Source organism: Rhodococcus sp. P-2 (assembly GCF_016598535.1).
GTDB lineage: Bacteria > Actinomycetota > Actinomycetes > Mycobacteriales > Mycobacteriaceae > Rhodococcus_F > Rhodococcus_F baikonurensis.
Genome location: NZ_CP066779.1, coordinates 6,301,299 through 6,324,672, shown reverse-complemented (window position 1 = coordinate 6,324,672; position 23,374 = coordinate 6,301,299). Strand labels below are relative to the sequence as shown.

6 protein-coding genes, 1 rRNA gene and 1 pseudogene are annotated in these 23,374 nt (G+C 62.1%); 3 read left to right on the top strand and 5 right to left on the bottom strand.

Going from position 1 to position 23,374, the window contains the following annotated elements; all coding sequences use genetic code 11:
• Window positions 1-762 carry an HpcH/HpaI aldolase family protein gene (locus I7X09_RS29255; RefSeq protein WP_200314931.1) on the top strand — a complete coding sequence of 254 codons (762 nt, stop codon included), beginning with the start codon at window positions 1-3 and terminating at the stop codon, window positions 760-762.
• Between the two features lie 64 nt (window positions 763-826).
• Here the strand turns inward: I7X09_RS29255 and I7X09_RS29250 are convergent, their stop codons facing one another.
• Both I7X09_RS29250 and rrf read right to left on the bottom strand, forming a co-directional pair.
• Entirely contained in the window at window positions 827-2,251 is a 1,425-nt protein-coding gene (locus tag I7X09_RS29250) for an aldehyde dehydrogenase family protein (RefSeq protein ID WP_124570075.1), read from the bottom strand.
• A gap of 416 nt (window positions 2,252-2,667) precedes the next feature.
• Window positions 2,668-2,784, bottom strand: a 5S ribosomal RNA gene (gene rrf, locus I7X09_RS29245).
• A gap of 1 nt (window position 2,785) precedes the next feature.
• On the opposite strand from rrf, the pseudogene I7X09_RS29240 reads away from it, so the two are divergent.
• Window positions 2,786-3,688, top strand: a pseudogene (locus I7X09_RS29240) (AMP-binding enzyme); the annotation flags it as partial.
• A 169-nt stretch (window positions 3,689-3,857) separates the two neighbouring features.
• Here I7X09_RS29240 and I7X09_RS29235 read toward each other — a convergent pair.
• Together I7X09_RS29235 and I7X09_RS29230 are read right to left on the bottom strand one after the other, a co-directional pair.
• A complete protein-coding gene (locus I7X09_RS29235) occupies window positions 3,858-4,847 on the bottom strand; it encodes an SDR family NAD(P)-dependent oxidoreductase (protein WP_200314929.1) in 990 nt (329 codons plus the stop codon).
• A gap of 311 nt (window positions 4,848-5,158) precedes the next feature.
• Window positions 5,159-8,263 (bottom strand): multicopper oxidase family protein, encoded by a 3,105-nt coding sequence (locus tag I7X09_RS29230; RefSeq protein ID WP_234036986.1) that lies wholly within the window; start codon window positions 8,261-8,263, stop codon window positions 5,159-5,161.
• A gap of 317 nt (window positions 8,264-8,580) precedes the next feature.
• Between I7X09_RS29230 and I7X09_RS29225 the strand changes: the two genes are divergently transcribed.
• The gene (locus I7X09_RS29225; protein ID WP_124569676.1) at window positions 8,581-9,192 is read left to right on the top strand and encodes a glyoxalase; all 612 of its coding nucleotides are present in this window, start codon (window positions 8,581-8,583) and stop codon (window positions 9,190-9,192) included.
• Between the two features lie 34 nt (window positions 9,193-9,226).
• Here I7X09_RS29225 and I7X09_RS29220 read toward each other — a convergent pair whose 3' ends face one another.
• Window positions 9,227-23,230, bottom strand: coding sequence for a non-ribosomal peptide synthetase (locus I7X09_RS29220; RefSeq protein ID WP_200314919.1), 14,004 nt, complete (start codon window positions 23,228-23,230; stop codon window positions 9,227-9,229).
• Window positions 23,231-23,374: the final 144 nt, after the last annotated feature.

Genomic DNA, 23,374 nt, shown 5'->3' with positions numbered 1-23,374 from the left:
ATGTCAGCACAGGAATTCGCCGCACGTATCCGAGGACGCGAACGCATTCTCGGATACTGGTCCGTCATCGACAGCCCGATCTCGACGGAGTGGATCGCACACATCGGCTGGGACTACATCGCCCTCGACATGCAGCACGGTTTGATCGGCTATTCGGGGATGGTCGCCGGCCTCACCGCAATCGACTCGTCACCGTCCACCGTCGGGATGGTGCGCGTCGAGGCAAACAATCCGACGCCCATCGGCCGTGCACTCGACGCAGGCGCCGTAGGCGTCATAGTTCCACTGATCAACAACGCCGAAGAGGCTGCGGCCGCCGTGGCAGCCGCCAAGTATCCGCCGTTCGGCATCCGCTCCTACGGGCCCATGCGCTCGCAACTCCGTATCGGCCCCGTTCCCGCCGACGCGAACCGCGACACCGTTGTTTTTGCGATGATCGAGACTCCACAGGGTCTGGCGAATGTCGAAGATATCTGCGCAGTGCCCGGATTGGACGGCGTGTACGTCGGGCCGTCCGACCTACGAATCGCCGTCGGCGGTAAGCACTCCAACGATCCGGATGTCTCCGAGGAATTCGAAGCAGCGCTTACCCGGGTGCACGAAGCTGCCGCCCTCAGCGGAGTGGCCGCGGGAATCCACACACCCTCCGGTCAGGTTGCGGCACAACGACTCGGGGAGGGCTACACGTTCGTGACCGTGGCCTCGGACCTGACACACCTGGCGAACATCTCGGCTCAGCATTTGGATGCCGCCAAGTCCTGATCCGGGCACAAAAATGGCGATGCTCCCGTACTTGGTACGGGAGCATCGCCATTCTCGAACAAAGCTATCGCTGAATCGCCTTGATCTCGAGGAACTCTTCGAGCCCGAACGTGCCCGCCTCGCGTCCTACGCCCGACTGCTTGTACCCACCGAACGGAGCATTCGTGTTGAATGCTCCGCCGTTCACCTCGACCTGCCCGGCCCGCAGTTGCCGTGCGACGCGATCCGCGCGATCGGGGTCACCTGACCAAACGCCACCGGCCAGTCCGTACTCGGTACCGTTGGCAATCCGCACTGCGTCGGCCTCGTCTTTGTAGCCCATGATCGAGAGGACCGGTCCGAAGATCTCCTCGCGCGCAATGGTCATGTCTTCGGTCACGTTCGCGAACACTGTCGGACCGACGAAATATCCACTGGCCAGACCGGTTTCGCGTCCGTCGACAACCGCGGTGGCTCCTTCCGACACGCCCTTCTCGATGTATCCGCGAACGCGTCCCAGCTGATTCGCGTTCACCAGAGGACCAAGCACCGAAGTCGGCTGAGTCGGATCACCTACCGGGAAATGAGCGGCTACCGCAGCAGCGATTGCCGCTGCCTCATCCACCTTCTCCGCGGGGACCAACATACGCGTCAGCGCCGAACAGGTCTGGCCCGAATTGATGAAGCACTTTGCGACGCCATCCGTGACAGCCTTTTCGAGATCGGCGTCGTCGAGAATGACGTTCGCCGACTTGCCGCCCAGCTCGAGCGACACCTTCTTGATGGTGTCCGCGGCAACGATGGCCACTCGCTTGCCGGCCCGAGTCGAACCGGTGAAGGAGACCATGTCGACTTCGGGATGGCCGGCGATGGCTTCACCCACTACCGGGCCGTAGCCGCTCACCAGGTTGAATACACCTGGAGGCAAACCAATTTCGTCGAAGATGTCAGCGAGAGCGTACGTGATGAGTGGCGCAACCTCGGTGGGCTTGAGCACCACAGTGCAGCCCGCGGCAAGTGCTCCACCAACCTTCAAGACAACCTGGTGGAGCGGGAAGTTCCAAGGAGTGATGGCGCCGACAACACCCGCAGGTTCGCGAACAATCAGCGAATTCCCAACCTCGTGAGCGTCGAAATCATAAGTGCGAGCCAATTCGGCAAATGCATTCAAGTTCGCGAGCGGCATTCCGATTTGTACGGGCTTCGCGAATCCGATCGGCATTCCCATATCCTGCGAAACGAGCGCCGCAAGATCATCGGTGCGTTCGGCAATTATCGCCGCAGCCTTGGAAAGATATTCGGCGCGCTCGCCGCCGGATAGTGCAGACCACGTGGGGAACGCCTTTCGCGCTGCCTTCGCGGCCGCGTCGACATCTTCGACAGTGCCTTCGGCGACAGTTCCTATCAGCTCTTCGGTAGCCGGATTGAGAACGTCGATCCGACCGCTGCCAGTGGATTCGATCCAGGCGCCATCAACATAGATTTTGGTGCGGTCGAGAATATCGGTCATCGAAGCCTCCGTAGTCATCACGCGTGCACAGGTGAGGTGGACCCGATCACACGGGTCGCCTCTTCCGAGCCTAGCCACGCTCGACGGGTTCCGTGGCAGGTTGGTGGCGCGATTGAGGTTCGACTGACGAGACTTGCGGTGGGCGCACGCTTTTCAGGATCGAGTGAACGGTACGTTCGGTCGATCTGAGGCGATGAAGGTACCGTTCGCTCGACGTCGGGCGGGGTGGTGCGCCGGCCGCGACGGTGCCGGCAGTGGCCTGCCCCTGGTGGTGTGAACGGTACGTTCGGTCGATCTGAGGCGATGAAGGTACCGTTCGCTCGCGGTCGGGGGTGTGGGCGGTTTCGGGTCGGGGGTGTTTTGGGTATGAGAAAGCCCCCCAACCATGACTGGTTGGGGGGCTTCTCTTACGTTGTGTTCGGCGGTGTCCTACTCTCCCACACCCTGTCGAGTGCAGTACCATCGGCGCTGAAGGGCTTAGCTTCCGGGTTCGGAATGGGACCGGGCGTTTCCCCTTCGCTATGACCGCCGTAACTCGAGAAGTACGGCGTCTCCATCTACTACACCGCACCCACCCTCGTGCGCACCTTCATGAAGTGGGGCCGCGAGATCCCCGACGCCCACGACCTGACCTCGATCCGCCTCCTCGGCTCCGTCGGCGAGCCCATCAACCCCGAAGCGTGGCGCTGGTTCCGCGAGGTCATCGGCGGCAACAAAGCACCCATCGTCGACACCTGGTGGCAGACCGAAACCGGAGCGATCATGATCTCCCCACTCCCCGGTATCACCGCCACCAAACCCGGATCCGCCATGGCACCCCTGCCCGGCATCTCCGCGAAGATCGTCGACGACGACGCCAAACCCCTCGGCCCCGGCGGCAACGGCTACCTCGTCCTCGACGAACCGTGGCCGGCGATGCTGCGCGGCATCTGGGGCGACATGGACCGCTACCGCGACACCTACTGGTCCCGCTACGCCGAAGAAGGCTGGTACTTCGCCGGTGACGGCGCCAAATACGACGACGACGGCGCACTCTGGGTCCTCGGCCGCGTCGACGACGTCATGAACGTCTCCGGCCACCGCATCTCCACCTCGGAGGTGGAATCAGCACTGGTCAACCACCACGGCGTCGCAGAAGCCGCCGTCGTCGGCGCCGCCGACGAGACCACCGGACAGGGCATCGTCGCGTTCGTGATCCTGCGCGAAGGCGTCGAAAACACCGGCGACGTCCTCATCGCCGAACTCAAGGCACAGGTCTCCACCGACATCAGCCCCATCGCCAAACCACGTCAAATCACCATCGTGCCGGAACTGCCCAAAACCCGATCCGGCAAAATCATGCGCCGCCTCCTGCGCGACGTCGCCGAAGGCCGAGACCTCGGAGACACCTCAACCCTGTTCGACCCCAAGGTATTCGACGCAATCCGCGGCAAATAAGGCCTGCCGCCCCTGTGTGCCTTTCTGGTAGTCCCCCTACCAGAAAGGCACACAGGGGCGGAGCCCTCACACAAACGCCGGTTGATTCGAAAAGCACTCTGCTACTGGGGATCCCCCTCCGCGAGGCCCCTGATATTCAGCGCTCGCCATGGAGAATGAAGTGAATCTCTTACCTCGATGGAGCTTCCAACATGTCCGCCGAACTGCCGACGCCGCGGCGCGAACCGTCGAACAGGTTTCTCTGATCCCACGTAAGGGCACTCGTAGTCGTGACTCCGCAGAGTGAATCCAGATCCCAGCCGGCCTTGTGGAATCGTGAGCGAATCAGCTCCGGTTCCTGGTAGAACGCGATGTGACAACCCGCGATGAAGAGCTCACGGCCGTTGATCGGGTACGCACCTTCCGTGCAGAGCCAGGTGATGGCAGCTGCAGCGTGGGCTGAATGAGGATCAGCTGCGAAGGGATCCCCGCCGCCCTCCATCCAAGCATTGGCCAATGGAGGTATACCCAATGCGTCGACTGCATAGCTCAGGCTGGCGAGATTCTCCGGCGTCGCCATGTTGCTGTTCGCGGTAATCGGTCGAACTACATTGCTGCGCACCCCGAACTCACCAAGATCACGCGCCACTATACGAGAGAATCCGACGACGCCTTCTTTGGCGGCGGAGTAGTTGCCCATACCGTAGTGCCCGATCCCAGACGGAGACGACAGGTTCACGATCGATCCGCCCCGCTCCATCAAGTGCGGCGCTGCGTGGCGCACGGTCGCGAAGTACCCCTTGAGATTGACCGCCAGGACAAGATCGAAATCTTCCTCACTCATCTGGTCGATTCGAGTTGGGCGAATGATTCCGGCATTGTTGACCAAGATGTCAATTCGTCCGAAGGTGTCCAGAGCCGCCTCGACCACAGCGTTCCCTCCTGCCATGCAGTCAACGCTGGACGTTTCTGCAACTGCTTCGCCACCGGCCGCGAGGATCTCGTCGACAACCGCCTGAGCCACCGACGTGTTATTTCCTGCCCCGTCCGGTCCACCACCCAGATCATTGACGACGACCTTGGCACCCTCTCGCGCCAGCAGAAGTGCAGTGTCTCGCCCGATGCCGCGACCTGCTCCGGTGACAATGGCAACTTTCCCGGCAAAGCGTTCCTGGCCCATATGATGGTCCTTTCATCAGAAGTGTTCGATTCTTGCTTGGCACCGCAATTCAGTCTCCAAGGCAAGGTGTGTCAGTGGCCGTGGCGGATCTCTCGAATTCCTATGCCATAGAGAACATTCTGCGTGGGGCACACACATTGAGCATCCGTCGATTGTCGGCGATGTGCTCCGAATGGCCGACATTGCGCTCTTGACGGATCGATCTCGGCATGAAAGTCCGGTACCACTCATTCCCCGGGAAGCCTTGAGGTAGCTCGCGCTGAAAGTGCCGTACTACAACGAAATTCGACAACCCACACGACTCTGGTCGGTCATCGACCCCCGAGCGGCAGCGCTCCCCCACCGACGGGATAGGGCGGGAGCGTCCCCACAAGTGTCGGTGTCAAAGTGGTCGCGGCCGGATCGGAGCGACCCAGCGTCAGTTTCCGAACTTCGGCACCCGTTCCGTTGCTCCCACTCACAAGGAGATCCGCGCCGGTAGTCGTACTCGTCGTCGCCACTTCGACGCCCGACCCTGAACCGGCGAAGGGATCGAAGGAGGCAACTTCCCGAAACGCTACGTCCGTCGAATGGTGATCCGGGCTCTCGAGGTACATCTCGGGCGCGCCGTCGAGCCTCGATCCACTCGAGAAGACACGGACGGAACCGTCCCCTCCGAGCATGCCCGCCACTATCGATTTCGCTCCGCCCTCGGCGCCGGCCACCCACCCCGTCGAAAGCGATACTCCGTCGTGATAGCCCTGATCGAAGGCCAAGAACTGTGACGTCATCGCCGGCCCATCCGCATGACCTGCGTGTTCGTCGGAGCCACCCTTTGCCGCCGCCGTCGGTTCGTACAGGTCGTAGCGGAATGTCTTGACCAGCGGTTCCTCGCCCGCGCCTGGCGCTGTCACGATGCTCGCCCGACCTGAGTGACTGTCCACCATCCCGGTTGCAAAAGTGACGCCACTACTCGAACCCGGATATGGAGCGAAGGAGCCGAATTCTGCGGGCGCAGACTTCTTGTCCGGCGGAAGGTCGGTGGAGTAGATCTTGACCAGCGACTCCATTCCGGGGCCCGATGCGACGATGATGTTGTCCGCCAGAGCATTTCCGTCGATGTCGACGCCGCCGACACTCACTCCACCGCGGAAACCCGAATCGAAGGGTGCAAACCTGGCCAGCTCGTCGGTGAACGGCACGCCTCCGACTGCGTTGTACGCCACTACTTCCGGAGCCGAGCCTGCACCTGTTCCAGCGACCAGATCAAGCACCATGTCTCCGTTCACGTCCGCCATCGCAACACTCGGGGTGCCTTCGAACGACGGGAAGGGCGTCACAGCAGTGATCAGTTTGTCGCCGTCGGCATCGAATATCTGCACCTTGGCGGGCACGCCGGCCGAACCAGGTATCGCGACGGCATATGTCGATACCTCGGGAATCACGTTGACGGTAGCCATCAAACCGTTGTCCTCGTGATTGAGTCGGTGGCAATGGATTACAAAGGTTCCGGTGTACTCGGTGAACTTCGTCCGCAACGTCACCGATGCTGGTTCCAGCGCATTCTCGTTCTCGTCTGTCACTGGCGCAGGCACGTTCACGTTGTCGATTCCCCAGGGCTGAATGCCCGTCGTGGTGCCGGCGACGGGATCGACGACTTCCGTCACCTGGAAGTCGTTGACGTGAATATGCATCGGATGTTCGTCGTTGTTGAGGTTCGTGATCTTCCATTCCTCGACGGAATTCAAACGCGGTTGAATCAACGGAATGTTGGGGAAGGTGTTGTCGGCGAACTCGTAGGTGAAGGCCTTCGGATCACTGTTGCTTGCCTTGTCGTTGCTGAAGCCGCCCGAGACTGTGAGGTTGCGGGTCACGTCGGGTGTCATCGCTGCGGTATCCACGAAGGAGGTGTAGGTGTCGAGCTTCTGTCCGAACGCGAAAGGAATCGTCGTTCCTTCGCCCTCGTCTGGTGTGGCGCGGATCAGCTGCTGCGTCGGGAACGTGAAGAATCCGTCCGCGTAGCTGATCACCGAAGGGTCGACAGTGACGGATCCGAGTTCGGCGGGCGGATTGTCGGTACCGTTGTTGGTGTAGAGAATGCCCGGATTACTCACCGGTTTTGCACCCTCGAGCGGTGGCATCTCCAGCACCAGATCGCCGGACGCCGGCATCGTCACTGCGATCGCGTATCGCGAGGCCGGCGGAATCACCAGCCGGGTTCCGTCGCCGTCCACAGGTGGCTGGACCTCGTCGAACGGATTCCCGTCCTGCCCCACGATTGCGAACTTCGGATGAGCGCCGGTTGCGGTTTCCGTCAGGGTGACCGGCATGTAGGCGAAGTCGCTGATGTTGGCGAGCACCCAGATCTCGGTCTGCCCCGGCTTCAATTTCAGGGACGGCTGAAATTGACCGTTCACCGTGTACTGCACGTCGCGTTGGTTGTCCGGCAGGGAGAGATCGGCCGGGACGCTCGTCGACTCACCCACGAAGCTCTGAAGGTTGCCCGGTACGAATTGATTCTGTCCGCGATGATTGGCCGGCGACAGCGGTCCGGTGTACCAGTTGGTGAAATACTGCGCTCCCTGCGTGGTATCCGAGAAATTGACCGGCGCCAAGATCGGACGGTATGTCCCGTCCGCCAATTCCGTGCCGGTGGGCGGCGTCAAGGTGCTGACGAATTGGGGCCAGTTGGCATCGTTGAGCTGTCGCCCCTTACCTTTGCGGTCGAACACGAAGTTGTACTGCAGTGCCATGTCGCGAATCGGAATGTCGTTGGCCGTCACGACAGGCAAATTGCCGTCCGGCCGGCCGATTTCCAGCAGCCCGGCCAGACCCATGTAGGTCTGCTGGGCCGTGAGGGTGTGCCGGTGGCTGTGGTACCAGTAAAGTCCGTTCGGCATCGTCCCCGGAATCGCGTAGTCGTACACGTTTCCCTGACCGGCGGGGATGTTGAGCAACACGTTGTCCGCATTGCCGTCCGGACTCACGTGAACTCCGTGCGTGTGCAGATTCAAAGGAGCCGACGTCAGCGCCGGTGGATAGATCGGAACATCCCCGCCTGCCGGTGTGAATGCCGGATCGTAGAAGTCCTCGATCGCGAGGTCCTGCAGATCGTTGTCGTAGTGAATGATCAAACGCTCTCCGGGATCGACGCGGAGAGTCGGCGCCGGATAGACGTCACTCGCCGAGGTCGATCCGTCCGACGCCGTACCGCGGATGACCTCGTACCCGAAGAGCAGAAAATTCGACACCGGCGCGGACGCCGTATCGAGCGGAATCACTCCCTGATGGGCGGACAACCGCACTTCGAGGACACCATCTCGACTGCTCAGTTTCACCGGCTCCCGATAGTCGTCCGGGGCACCGTCCGAGCCGTAATTGGCGCCGACCTCGGGCGCCGATTCACCGGACGTACACGCGGCCAACGCCATCGTCATGGACACCACTACTACTGCGGCTAACGACTTTCCTCGCAGTGCGATCACTGGTTTCCCCGTTCCATGGTGGCGTGAGATACGTCCGATCAGCGCTCATCAGCCTATCGAGAAAACATCGGCTGAACAGTACATTCACGACAAATTGCCCACTTAGTGCCAGCTCGAGCGCTGCACCTTGCAAGCAGTCTCAGCAAACCGATCAGAAATCGAGAAGCACAGCCAAGGGACCCGCAATTACGTTGAAACACATGAACACACCACAGAAGTCCACTTCCGACCACACGTCGTCAATCCACACATCAGCAGGGAGCACACAGATGACCACCGCACAGTCCGTGATCCTCCATGTTCCCGAACTCGCGGCAGCCGAAGCCTTCTACAACGCCCTCGGCGTCGGAGATCGAATCCAGCTACGGGAATCTAACGAACCGACAACAGGGTTTCGTGGGTACACCCTTTCGCTCGTCGTCGCCCAACCGAACATCGTCGACGCCTTCGTCGACGCGGCGCTCGCGGCCGGCGCCACCGATTTGAAGCCGGTCAAGAAATCCCTCTGGGGCTACGGCGGAGTTGTTCAGGCTCCGGACGGTTCGATCTGGAAGATCGCCACGTCGTCGAAGAAGAACAACGGACCAGCCACCCGAACGATCGACAGCCTCGTGCTGCTGCTCGGCGCCGAAGACGTCAAGGCCAGCAAGCAGTACTACCTAGACCACGGACTAGAGGTGTCCAAGAGCTTCGGTCGCAAGTACGTCGAATTCACCAGTGCACCGGGCAATGTGACACTGGCACTGTACGGTCGCCGCGCCTTGGCAAAGGATGCCGGGCTGTCTCCGGAAGGCACCGGATCGCACCGGCTCACCATCACCGGTGCTTCCGAACCCTTCGCGGATCCCGATGGTTTCGCCTGGGAAAGCACCCATCCCTGACACAGGTGGCGTCTCGGGAGCAGGCCCACCAGACTCAGGACATCCGACGAATCCTCTCCAAGTTGTGCGCCATCAATGGTCCAACGGTTTCGAGAGCCGTCGGTGAGGTGATGTTCCAGTGAGTGCACTCGACGGGGTGATTCACGATATCCCCGCTCACGTACGCGCGCCATGAATCGGCGCCACGGTTCAGCCACGGATCATCCAGCGCTGCAGTGAAGTACAGAATGTCTCCATCGAAGATCCCCGGCCGGTAGGTCTGCATCAACGAGTCGTTGTGCTGGGCCGCGAAGACAAGCCTGCCGACATCTTCCGAAGTCAGCTCACCCATGGCTTGTGCGAACTCGAGACCCATATCCGCGTCGTCACCAGCGTCCGATCCTTCCGTGTCTTCAGCGGAATAGGCGAAGCTGTCCAGCATCACCAACGAATCGACCGACTCGCCCGCCGTCTGCAATTGCACTGCCATCGCGTGTGCGATCACCCCGCCCAGCGACCAACCGGCCAGGTGGTATGGACCTTCAGGCTGGATTAGCCGAACTTCCTCGAGGTACCTGGCAGCAGTGAGTTCGATGGAAGTCGGTAGCGGATCCGCGGACGAGACTGCTGGAGTCTGGATTCCGTACATCGGAGTTGCCGAATCGATGTAGGGCGTCAATCCCGCGTAACTCCAGGCCAGACCGACGATCGGGTGAACGAAGAACACAGGCGGCCGATCACCGGTCGTCCGAATCGGGAACACGACGTCCAGTGCGCCGGCAGATTCTTGTCCGGAGTCCACACGACTCGCTATCGACGCCGGAGTCGGCTCGGTCATCAACCACTGCAGCGGGATCTCGCGAGCGAGGGAGGCCCGCAACTTGGTCACCACCCGCATCGCCGACAGTGAATTGCCACCCAGTTCGAAAAAGTTGTCGTCAGCGCCGACGTCAGCGATCTCGAGGACCTCCGAGAAGGCAGTCGCAACAGCGATTTCCGTAGGCGTGCTCGGCTCTCGATACACGATCGTCGACGCGAATTCAGGGGTCGGCAATGCCTTCTCGTCGACCTTTCCTGTCGGTGTCGTCGGCACCTTGTCGATGAAGACGACAGCACTCGGGATCATGTGACGTGGCAGGAACTCCGAGACGAACGCGATGACCTGGCCCACCTCCGGTGCGGTTCCTTGTGCGGGCACGACGTACGCCACCAGTGCTGTGTCCCCGGACGGTGTCCGCTTGCCGAGGGTCATGGCCACATCTACGTCCGGGTGAGCGTGCAGTGCCGCGTCGATCTCACCGAGTTCGATGCGATGCCCACGAATCTTGACTTGACTGTCGGTTCTCCCCTGGTACTCGATGGTGAGTTCTGGTGTCCACGCAGCGATGTCGCCCGTGCGATACAGACGATCACCGGGCCGGCCGTGTGGGTTGGCAACAAATCGGGTTGCCGTGAGCACGGACTGGTCGTGGTATCCCCGCGCGAGAGCCGGCCCGGACACGTACAGTTCGCCCGGCGTCCCGATCGGCACCGGGAGGAGTCGCGCGTCGAGGATCAGAGTGTCGAAACCGCGCACGGGCGACCCGATCGTGACCGGATTCCCCGCGACGAGATCACCGACGGTGGAGATGTCGGTTGCCTCGGTAGGGCCGTACCCGTTGAGCATGGTTCGACCGGGCTGCCAACGGTTGACCAGTTCGGCAGATACGGCTTCCCCGCCGACACCGAGAACTCGAAGCTCTTCGAGCCCTTCCGGTTCCATCGACGTCAACATCGCCGGAGTGATCAGTGCGTGAGTGACCCGACGTCCGATCATGAACCGGGACAGCTCTTCTCCGCCCAGAATGGTAGGTGGTGTGACGACCAAAGTCGCCGCCGCGGATAGCGCCGACATCATCTCGCCGACCGACATGTCGAAGCTCGGCGAGGTGTTGTGCAGGAATCGTGAGGACGAGTCGACTCGATAGTGCTCACGTCGCTCGGCTGCAAGGTTCGCAAGACCGCCGTGGGTGACCACGACACCCTTCGGCTTGCCCGTGGATCCGGACGTGTAGATCATGTAGGCGGGATTGTCGACACGGGCGGCTCCTACGATCCTCGTGTCGGGGAGATCGTCGATCGCGGTTTCCAGTGCGTCCAGATCGAGCCAACGCACCGAATCGGGAAGGTGATTCCCACGCCGGCTGATGCCGATGACAGCGCCGGAGTCCGTGATCATGTGTTCGATTCGCTCAACCGGATAGTCGGGATCGACGGGCAAGTAGGCGGCGCCGGTCTTCGTCACCGCCCACACCGACATTACGGACGCTGCCGACCGTCGGAGCGCCACGGCTACAAAGGTTTCCGGACCGACACCCTGATCGAGCAGAATTCGGGCCAGGCGGTTGGACCAGGCGTCCGCTTCTCGATACGTCCACGCACGACCGTCGGCCCAGATCGCGATCCCCTCGGGGTTCCGCGCGACGGCAGAATCGACGAGATCGGCCCAGGTCGACTGGGGCGCCGCAGGCAGACCCGACACCGGGACGAGAAGGCGCCGTTCGTCGGCCCCCAGGACGTCCAGGTTTCCGACGGCGGTGTCCGGCAACTCCACGAGTGCGCGCAGGATCCGAAGCATCCTCTCTCGCACGACCCGAATCGTCGGCGCGTCGAAAACGTCCGACTGATACTTGAGCGTGAACTCAATGCCGTTGTCAGCGACGACGGTAAGTGTCAACGGATAGTGAGTCGCGTCCTCGCCGGTGATGGCGGTAACGGTCATCCCGTCGATCGAGGTCGTTGCAGCGATCCCCTCAGCATCGACGGGATACGACTCGAAGACGGTCAACGTGTCGAAGTCAGCGGCGTTTCCGACACTCTTGACGATGTCCGTCAGCCCGAGATGGTGGTGTTCGAGAAGTCCGGCTTGTTCGACCTGCAGGCGCGACAGCAATGAGCGCAATGACTCCGCGGGGTCGAGCGTGACCCGGACAGGAAGTGTGTTGATGAACAGGCCGATCATCGACTCGACCTGATCGAGCTCGGGGGGACGACCCGACACCGTTGCTCCGAACACGACATCCGTTCGACCCAGTTGGCGCGCCAGCAGTATTCCCCAACCGGCCTGCATCATCGTGTTCAGCGTGACGCCGTTGTCGGCGCTGAAGGCACCGAGCTGCTGGGCAAGTTCGGTCTCCACCTGGGTGACGACCGACTCGACGGTGCCGGCACTCGAACCCACAGTCCTCTGCCCGGCGAACAATGTCGGCTGTTCGAGCCCGGACAGCGCCTCGGCCCATGCCAGCTCGGATTCCGCAGTGTCACGAGAACTCAACCAGGCCAGGTAATTACGATACGACGCTGCGCGCGGAAGCACAGATTCGTCTCCGTGCGTTGCGTACAGGACCATCAGGTCCTTCATCAGCAACGGCATCGACCAACCGTCGAGCAGAATGTGATGGAGCGTCACTGCGAGCGCGTGCCGCCCTGGACCTTGCGTGATGAGCGTGAATCGCAGCAACGGCGGTGTTGCCAAATCGAAACGCTCGGATCGATCGCGCTCGAGGGCTCGAACGTAAGCAACCTCGCGCTCGCTCTCCGGCACCGCACCGAGGTCGACCACACGCCACGGAATATCGGTCTCACCGAGAACGATCTGCGCGAGTTCGCCCGAAAGATCCGTGACGTAGGCGGTCCGAAGGTTGTCGTGACGGTTCAGCAGTGAAGTCACGGCCCGGTTCATTCGCACCGGATCCACCGTTCCTGTCAGCTCCAGAACCATCTGGGTCTGATAGACGTCGGCAGTGTTCCCTGCGAGCAGCGAATGGAAGGCAAGCCCGTGCTGCAAAGGCGACAAAGGCCAAATGTCCCTGACCACCGGGTATCGCTCTTCCCAGGCGTCGATGTCCTCTTGCGAGGCCGTCACCAACGGAACGTCGGACGGCGTCAGGCCTCCCCCGGCTCCGTCGCCGACGTGCGAGACCAGACTCCGCAGCGCGATCGTCCAGTACTCCGCCAAGTCCCGGACATCCGCCTCCGTCAGGAGACGTCCGGCGTAGGAGAACGTCGCGGACAACGAGGCGCCACCCGTCGACTCGTCCGACGTGTCGGTGACGATGGCATTGATATCGAGAACTGCCGCGGCGGGCATGTCCGGGTTTCCGGGTCCTTCGATGTCACCGACATCCGCAGACGGAGTCCAGCCGAGTTCTGCGAACTCGTCGGGAACGCTTCCGGCAGAGACACGACCGAGGTAGTTGAAACTGATCTGTGGCGTTGCGTCCTGCAGCGTTTCACAGTGGTCGCTGCCGGTCAGGTATCGCAGAACGCCGTAGCCGATGCCACGACCGGGCACGGCCAGCAGTTGTTCCTTGATCGATTTGACGGCGCGACCCGCTGCGGCGCCATCGCTCATGGCGTCGTCGATGTCGAGTGCACCGAGTTCGAGACGCACGGGGTAGACACTGGTGAACCAACCGACGGTCCGCGAGAGATCGGCACCGGGTGCGGTGTGCTCTTCTCGCCCGTGACCTTCCATCTGGATCAGTGTCGATGTGGTGTGCACGCCTCGTTCGCGACGCCAACGAGTGACAGCGAGCGCCAGAGCCGTCAGCAAACCGTCGTTGACGCCGCCACGGAATGCGGCCGGAAGTTCGGTCAGCAGTGCACGAGTCGTCGAAGCATCGACGCGTACCTCGATGTCGCGGACGGTGTCGACCAAGTCGACGGAGGGATCGAAGCTCGCCGATCCCAGGTCAGGATCCTCGCCGTCGACAATTGAACGCCACACCGGCAGTTCTGCCGTCGCAGCAGCCACGCTGTCCTGCAACGCATGTGCCCACCGCCGCATGGACGTACCGACGGGGGCCAGTTGCGCCAGCGCACCATTGGATATCTGTGCCCACGCGGTCATGAAGTCCGGCACCAGGATTCGCCATGACACGCCGTCGACGACCAGATGGTGCATGACGACGAGCAGTCGACCCGTCGCCGCTTCCGGCTCACCCGTCGGCGCGAGCCATACGCACGCGAACATCACACCGCCACGCGGATCGAGTTCTCGCCGAGCCAGTTCCACTTCGGACCTCGCCAATTCGGTGAGGCCTTCCGCGCTGGCGACAACCGTCGGATCGAAGTCGACTTTCCGCAGACGAGCAGCGACGTCCACGCTGCCGGGCTCGGCTACCTGCAAGGTGTCGCTGTGCAACGTCGACCGAAGCATGTCGTGGTGGTCGACGACGGCGGCGAGCGTGTCGACGATCCCCTGTTCGTCGACACCGACCGGCAGATCCAGTGCGATCGACTGTGAGTAGCGATCGAAGTGATCGGTGCTGCCGAGGACCATCCGCATCACCGGCGTCAGCGGCAACTCGCCGACACCGTTGCCCGGCAGCTCGGCAAGTACCTCCCGCGCGGTCACGTCAGCGCGCAGGACGACCTGCGCCAACGCCGCCACGGTCTTCTGCTCGAAGACGTCGCGCGGTGTCATCACGAGCCCGTGAGCCTTCGCTCGGGAGACGAGTTGAATGGATGCGATGCTGTCGCCACCGAGACCGAAGAACGAATCGTCGACGCTCACGGTCTCGACACCGAGCAGGTCTGCGAACAGTGACGCGAGGGTTTCTTCCGTCTCAGATCCAGGTGCTCGATACTGCGTCTTCGGTACGGAGAAAGTCGGAGTCGGAAGGGCTTTGCGATCCAGCTTGCCGTTCACCGTGACCGGAAATGCGTCGAGAACCACGTATGCATGCGGCACCATCGGTCGTGGCAGCGTGGATTCGAGGTGGTGCCGTACGGCCTCGAGGTCGATGACGCGCCCTGCCTCCGGCACAAGGTAGATGGCCAGGCGCTTACCCAGTGCAGTCTCGACGACCAGCACCACGGATTGCGCAATCTCATCGCACCGCGTTGCCGTCGTCTCGATTTCACCGAGCTCGATACGGTGGCCTCGAATCTTGACCTGACTGTCGATCCGTCCGTGGTACTCGACGGTGAGATCATTCGTCCAGGCGGCGATGTCGCCGGTGCGGTACATGCGCTGCCCGGGTTCGCCGAAGGGATCTGCGACGAATCGTGCTGCGGTGAGCAGGTGTTGACTGTGGTAGCCCCGGGCCAGTGCGGGCCCCGCTACATACAGTTCGCCCGGTGTGCCGATCGGCACCGGCCGCAGCCGAGTGTCCAGGATCATGGCCCGGAACCCACGCACTGGCGTCCCGATCGTGACCGGTTGTCCCGCGACGAGGTCTGCGACCGTGGAGATGTCGGTCGCTTCGGTCGGTCCGTAGCCGTTGAGCATGGTCCGGCCGGGCTGCCAGCGATCGACCAGATCCGCGGACACCGCTTCACCGCCGACCCCGAGGACCCGAAGATGCTCGTGGTCGCGTGGGTCGATCGTGCTCAGGACGGCCGGCGTGATCAGAGCATGGGTGACTCGTTGCATATCCAGCAACTCCGCGAGGTCGTCACCACCGATCGTGGTCACGGGTGCGATCACCAGTGTTGCCGCGGCAGAAAGAGCCGAGATCATTTCGCCGACAGCCATGTCGAAGCTGGGGGAAGCGGTGTGCAGGAACCTGGCATCGGACGTGATTCGATAATGCTCGCGCCGCTCCGCCGCCAAATTGGCGAGGCCGGAATGCGTGACCACCACACCCTTGGGCATACCCGTCGAGCCCGAGGTGTAGATCATGTATGCCGGATTGTCGACCCGTGCGGGTGCGTCGATCGGGCTCAGCGAGGCCACCGCAAGTTCGTCGGCGATGTCCTCGAGAACCAACCATTCGACGTCGTCCGGCAGGAACCGCCGCTGCTCGGCGATCGTCACACCCAACCTTGCCCGAGAGTCGCCGAGGATGTACGCGATGCGATCGGCCGGATAGCTCGGGTCGACCGGCAAGTACGCGGCACCGGTCTTGGCCACCGCCCACACTGCGAGAACGGATTCGAGTGAGCGAGGAAGAGCGAGAGCGACAAAGGTTTCCGGTGCGGCATTGCGTTCCGCGATGACGTGTGCCAGTCGGGTCGACAGTTCGTCGGCCTCGGCGTAGGTGACGGCGCGGTCATTCCACAGGAAGGCGATCCCCGTCGGATTCGACGACACCGCAGCATGAATCAGCTCGGAAAGGGTCGCCGGATGCGCTGCCGCCAAGCCTCGCACCGGCGCCAGCAGGTTCTGCTCGTCCCGATTCAGAATGTCGACATCACCGAGAACGCTCGCCGGGTCTTCGGTCAACTGCTCGAGCAGCATCACGAATTTCTCGGCGAACGACTCGACCGTGGAACGGTCGAACAGATCGGTCGCGTAGGTGAGCGATCCACGCACCGTTACCGAATCGGCGGTTGCTTCGCCGGCGTCGTCCGCACTCTCGAACAGCGTCAATGCAAGATCGAATTGTGCTGGAGTGACGTCGAATTCGAGAGCCGACACCCGAAGATCGGGAAGCTCGAAGGCAGTGTCCTCGACGTACTCGTAGGCCAACGCAACCTGGAACAGCGGCGAGTGAGACTGTGAACGAACGGGGTTGAGAACGTCGACAAGCCTCTCGAAGGGCACATCGACGTGGCCGAATGCACTCAAGTCTCGGTCACGTACCTGATCGATCAACGACGAGAACGTCTGCTCGGAATCGACATCTGTTCGCAGAACGACCGTGCCGACGAACATTCCGATCAAATCATCGACGGACGCCTCACCTCGACCGGACACCGGCGTGCCGACGACGATGTCGGAGGTGGCCGACAATCTCGCCAGCAACGCTGCGTACACCGCGTGGACCACCATGAACACACTTGCATGGTGGTGATCGGCAATCGCACGAACGCGTTCCATGACGTCGGGCGCGATGTCGAAGCGGATCATCGCACCGTTCTGGGTGGCCACCGCCGGCCGTGGTCGATCGGTCGGAAGTTCGAGTGCGTCCGGGATCCCGTCCAACGCTGTCTTCCAGTAGTCGATCTGAGTCGATGCGATGCTGTTCGGGTCCGCCTCGTCGCCGAGGAGCGCCCGTTGCCACAGTGCAAAGTCGGCATACTGGATCTCCAGCGGCGACCAGAAGGGCTCCTGGCCGGTCAGTCGCGCCGAGTAGGCAATCATCACGTCCCGAGCCAACGGCGTCATGGATACGCCGTCCGCACTGATGTGATGCACCGACATCACGAGCACATGCTCGGATTCTTCTATACGAAACAGCTTGACCCGAATCGGTACCGAAGCTGTGACGTCGAAGCCTTCGGAGAGGACAGCGAGTATGCGCGTATCGAGGTCGCCACGGTCGACCTCGATCGGGCTCACGTCGAACTCCACCTCCTCAGGCGTCAAGATGACCTGGACTGGGCCGTCACCGTTGTCGGGGAACATCGTTCGCAGCGACTCGTGACGTGCCAGGACGTCACCCACCGCCCAGCGAAGCGCAGAAACGTCGACGGCACCCGAGAGGCGGATGACCAACGGAATGTTGTACGCCGCGGACGTGACGTCGTACTGATTGAGGAACCACATCCGGTTCTGCGCAAGCGAGAGCGGAATCCGTTCCGGGCGTGTGCGTGCAAGGAGGGCGGGCCGAGCGGCCCGCTCTGCATTATCCAGTGCCGCAGCAAGTTCCACCACTGAAGGATGATCGAACAACGCGCGAAGCGGCAACGCGGTACCGGCATGTTGGTTGATGCGGCTGATGAGCCGAGTCGCATTAAGCGAATTACCACCCAACACGAAGAAATCGTCATCCACACCAACCCGCGACTCACACCCCAAAACCACCGCAAAAGCAGCAGCCACCACCCCCCACCACCCACACCAGCAAACCGACCATCCAACACATCCACCAACGTCAAACCCCACAGCCACCCCCACACCATCCCAACCACCCACCACCAACCCACGCTCGGAAGCGCCCAGAATCTCCGTATCACCTACTGGGGCAGTTGGATTCGAGACACACGACCGGAGTAAGCGGACGAAACGCTCCCCGAACTCGGTAACTGTGGTGCGCTCGAAGATATCGGTGGCATAGGTGAAAGCGGCGTCGAAACCCAAGGGGCTGCCGTCCTTGCCACGCTGCTCGGAGAGCGACAATTGCACGTCGAATTTGGCGACACCGATGTCGACTGAAACAACATCGACACCGAGTCCGGGTAGTTCGAGGTGAGGATCTGCGGTGTTCTGGAATTCCAACAGAACCTGGAAGAGCGGGGAATGAGACGACGAACGCTCCGGCGCAACAGCATCGACGACGCGCTCGAACGGCACCTCGGTTTGCCCGAACGCTGCCAGATCAACGTCGCGAGTTCGTGAAAGGATCTCTTCGAAAGTCGCGGCAGGATCAACGACGGTTCGCAGGACGACCGTGTTGGCGAACATCCCGACCAGATCGTCGAGGACTCGCTCGGTGCGCCCTCCTACCGGAGTGCCGATCGCGACATCCGGCGAGGCGCTCAGCCGTGCCAACAGGATCGCCAGCACTGCGTGCATCACCATGAACGGGGTCGTGTTGTGGCTCCGAGCGAGTTCGAGGAGGTCACTGTGCACGTCTGCGGGCACCGAGAATCGGGCCGATTCACCGAGCATGGATCGTGCCGCGGGCCTCGGTCGATCCAGCGGAAGGTCGATCACGGCAGGTAGACCGGACAGGGTGGACGTCCAATAGTCCAACTGCTTCGCCTCGAGATTGTCCGGATCGTCGTCACTGCCGAGCAGTTCGATCTGCCATTGGCTGTAGTCGGCGTACTGCACAGGCAAAGGCGGCCAGTCCGGTGTCCGCTTCGCTGCTCGCGCGGCGTAGGCGCGGGTCAGGTCGCGGGCCAGCGGCTCGAGCGATGCTCCATCCGCTGAAATATGGTGAACCACCAACGCGAGGACGTGATCGGCCGGAGTGATTCTGAAAAGAGACCCGCGCAGGGGCACGTTCGCGCTCACGTCGAACCCTTCGCGAGCCAGATCGGCGATGCGCCTGTCCAAGACTTCCTCGTCCACGGATACTTCCCACGCCATCTTCGACGTCACGCGTTCCGAAGGAACTACCACCTGATGTGGGCCGTCGACCGACGCCGGGTAGACGGTACGAAGCGATTCGTGTCGATCGAAAACATCACCCATCGCGAGCTGCAGCGCAGCCACATCCAACCCCCCTGACAGTCGGACCACCATCGGAATGTTGTAGGCCGGGGACGACGTGTCGAACTGATTGACGAACCACAGGCGTCGTTGCGCCGGAGACACCGGAATCTTGTCCCTGTGCGAATGTGCCTGCAGGATTGGACGCTTCGAACGCGAGGGATCAACGCCGGAGGACTTCGCGCCACGCACCTGGAGGGCCAATGATTCGACCGTCGGTGCTTCGAACAAAGTCCGCACCCCGAAATCGACTGCTTCAGCGGCGTTGACTCGTGCGATCAGCTTTGTGGCAATGAGTGAGTTCCCACCCAGCTCGAAGAAGTCGTCACCCGCACCCACCGTCTCGGCGCCTAGGACGTCGGCAAAAATCTCGGCCAGCAACAGTTCCTCGGCGCCCTCGGGCGGCCGAAAGTTGTCCGACCGAGCATCGAACAGAGGTGCCGGTAAGGCAGCGCGATCGACCTTTCCCGATGGAGTCACCGGCAACTCGTCGAGAAGAACAAAGGCCGCGGGAACCAAGTACGACGGCACACGACTCGCGGCGTACTGCGTCAGATCGGCCGTCGAGAGCGCACTTCCGCCGGCAGGTACGACGTACGTGGTGATCATCGTTGTCCCGGAGGGACCCGCACGCGCCACGGTGACTGCATTCTCGACCTGCGGACACGACTGCACGACTTTGTCGATTTCCCCGAGTTCGATACGGAATCCGCGAACTTTCACCTGGAAGTCGCTACGACCGACGTACTCGAGTGCACGGCCGCGGCGCCGGCGCACCAAGTCGCCCGTTCGATACATCCGCCGGCCTGGGAGACCGAACGGGTCGGCCACGAATCGTTCGGCCGTCAACGCATACTTCCGGTGGTATCCGCGTGCGAGCGCGTCTCCCGAGATGTACAGCTCGCCAACGACACCGTCGGGGACGGGGTGCAATCGCTGATCGAGCACGACCTCGTCGAATCCGCGGAGCGGACCGCCCACTGTGATGTTCTCCGACGGCACCATAGGCTCGCCGATGTTCGACATGACGGTGGTCTCGGTCGGCCCATAGGCGTTGCACAGCCGTCGGCCGGGAGCCCACCGCTGCACAAGATCCGGTGGACAGGCCTCACCACCGACCACCACATCACCGAAGCCCGAAAGGCCCTCGGGCGACGCTGTTCCGAGCGCCGCAGTAGTGATGAAACCGTGCGTGACACGCTGGGATTCAAGGAAGCGAGACAGCTCGTCACCGCCGTAGATCGTGCTCGGTGCAATCACCATGGTCGCTCCGGCACCGAAAGCCAGAAGATACTCGAAAATCGAGGCGTCGAAACTCGGGGTCGAGAAATGCAGCGTTCGCGCTTCCCGAGTCGCGCCGAACCTCGAACGCTGTTCGGCAGCAAGCGCTTCCAGTCCACGATGCGAGACCGTCACCCCCTTGGGGAGTCCGGTCGAACCCGAAGTGTAGATCACGTATGCGGGATTGTCGGGCCGGATCGGGTGCACCCGATCGCCATCGGAGCCCGAGCGCACCGACAACCGCGCAAGTCGGCCACGGAACTCAGCGTCGTCGATCGCCAACCAGGAAATCGAATCCGGCAAACGATGAAGTTTCGCAACGACCGTCAACCCCAGTACGGCGCCGGAATCGGTCAGCATGAAGCGAACACGTTCACTCGGATAGGTCGGATCCACCGGCACGAATGCCGCGCCGGCTTTGGTCACCGCCAACATCGCGACAACCGATTCGATCGACCGCGTCAAACCCAGCGCCACACTGCTTTCCGGACCGATACCGCGGTCGATCAAGACTCGGGCCAACTTCGAGGAACGCTCGTCGAGGTCGCGATAGGTCAACTCGTCTTCGAGAAACGCGAGAGCCACGCCGTCGGGGTTTGTGCGTGCCGCACCGTCGAACAACTCGGCCAAGGTGCGAGGCGAAGCGCGAAGGTCACCGCGGACAGGCCTCATCGCGGATCGCTCGTCGTCGGACAAGATGTCGATGTCGCCGACGATCATTGCCGGATCTGTTGTGACGGATTCCAGGACGCGCGCGAATCGCAAACCGAGGCCGCGTATCGTCTCGGCGTCGAACAGGTCGGTGGCAAACGCGAGCGTCACCGTAATTCCGGACGGTGTATCCGCCTCGTCGAAGGTTTCGACAGCAGACACTCCGAGATCGAAGCGGCCGATGTCGGGAGGGTGCTCGTCAGCGCTGGCGACCAACTCGAACGTCACCTGTACAACCGGCGCATACGCAGGTACATCTTCTACCGCAAGCGACTGCACCACCTGCTCGAGCCGTATCTCTCTGTGCGCCTGCGCATTACTGTGGACCTCGACGACGCTGCCCAGGAGCGCCGTGAACGGCGTCTCCAGATCGATATGACTCCGGACGGCGACGATGTTCGCGTCGGATCCCGCGGGAGTACCGATTACCACGTCCGAAGCACCGGACAATCGGCTCACCACAAGCGCAAAGCCTGTGTGCAGGACCGCGCAAGTGTCCGTCCCGAGATCACGTGCCATTTCTGTAATCCGCGTGTGAGTGTCGGCGGAGATCACGACCTCAACCTGTCCACTGTCCAACGATTGCGTTGCAGGCCTAGTTCGATCGAAGGGAAGTTGCAACAGTTCGGGCGCCCCGGTGAGCTGAAGTCTCCAATATTCGAGCTGCCGGATTTCGCGTTGTCGTCGCTCGCCCTCCCGGGCCGTCGGGCTGTGAATTTCTGCGAGTTCGGCACCGGAATCAGACGCGATCAACTCTTCCAGCAAGCCGACAAAATTCCGGTGGTGCTCGCGTAAACCCGCCTCCTCGTAGCGGACCGGGTTTGCCCGGAAGTCGACACGCAGTCTGTCGCCGCTCGGATACAGGTTGACCAGAAGGTCTTCCACCGGACCGGAGGTGACGATGTGATACTCCCCAACCGCCTCGCCCAACTGCACCTCCTGCCGAAACATCATGACGTTGACCATGGGCCCGGAATACGAGGCTTCGCCATCCAGACCGCTCGTCACGCCGGCGTCCCGACGGATGTCGTCGAGGCTGCAGCGCTGGTGTCGCAATGCACCCATGAGCTCATGCTGAACCTGGGCGAGGAGTTCACCGACGGTGTCGACGGCTGCGACTCTGATGAGCAACGGCGCGACGTTCACCATCATGCCGCCCGAGTCCCGCAACACCGCCGTGGTCCGTCCGGACATCGGAACATGAATCTGGACAGTCTCTTTCGCCGTCATCCGCGAGAGGTACAACGCGAGCGCAGCGATGACCGTTGCAGCGTGGTTCTCGGATTCGTAGAGAAGGGCACAGCTCCGGTCCGACATCAGTGTGCTTTCGAGTCGGCTCTCGGTTTGCGCGGGCCCAGAAGCCTCCGCCAGGCTGGATCCGGCGACGGTGGTATTGCGCTCAGCCCAGTACTCCCGGTCTGCGGCGAATCGATCCGACATTCTGTACCGCTCGTCGATGTCGTACAGCGTGCGCAGTGTCGCGGCACGACTCGGCTGCGGATCTTCTCGCGCCGCCGAGGCCGAGTACCGATGCGCAATGCGGTTCATCATGGTCATGGCGCCGAAACCGTCGAGCGCGACATGATGAATGCGGCTGTACCACAGATAGTGCGCGTCGCCCACGCGCAGCACAGCGGTCTCGACGATTCCGTCGACTGCCAGGTCGAGCTGCGTCCGGCAATCTCGACGCATCCACTCGACCGCATCCGCGAGAGGATCGGAGGACCGACGAAGGTCGACAAGACGGACGGTGATCTCAAATGTCTCGTCCACGTACTGCATCGGTTGACCGTCGACCTCGATTACTTTCAGCAACGGAGATTGAAACTCGTGGGCAACTGCTCGCGTTTCACGACCCAGTAGTTCGACGTCGAGTTCGCCGCGCAACTCGACGTAGTGCGCTATCAGAATGGGGACTTCGGGGTCGAGTTGTTGTGCGAACCACGTTGCCCGTTGCGCGGCCGAGAGCGGAAATCGCATCTCGGAAGAGTCTGTTCGTTCGACCTCGAAGGGTTTCACAATGCCCCGCCCCGCACGGTCTCCGCGGCCGCCGAGTGCGAAGCCGCGTCCGAATCCAACAGCGCGAGAGCAAGAGGCTGATCGCGCCTCTCAAGGAGTCGTACC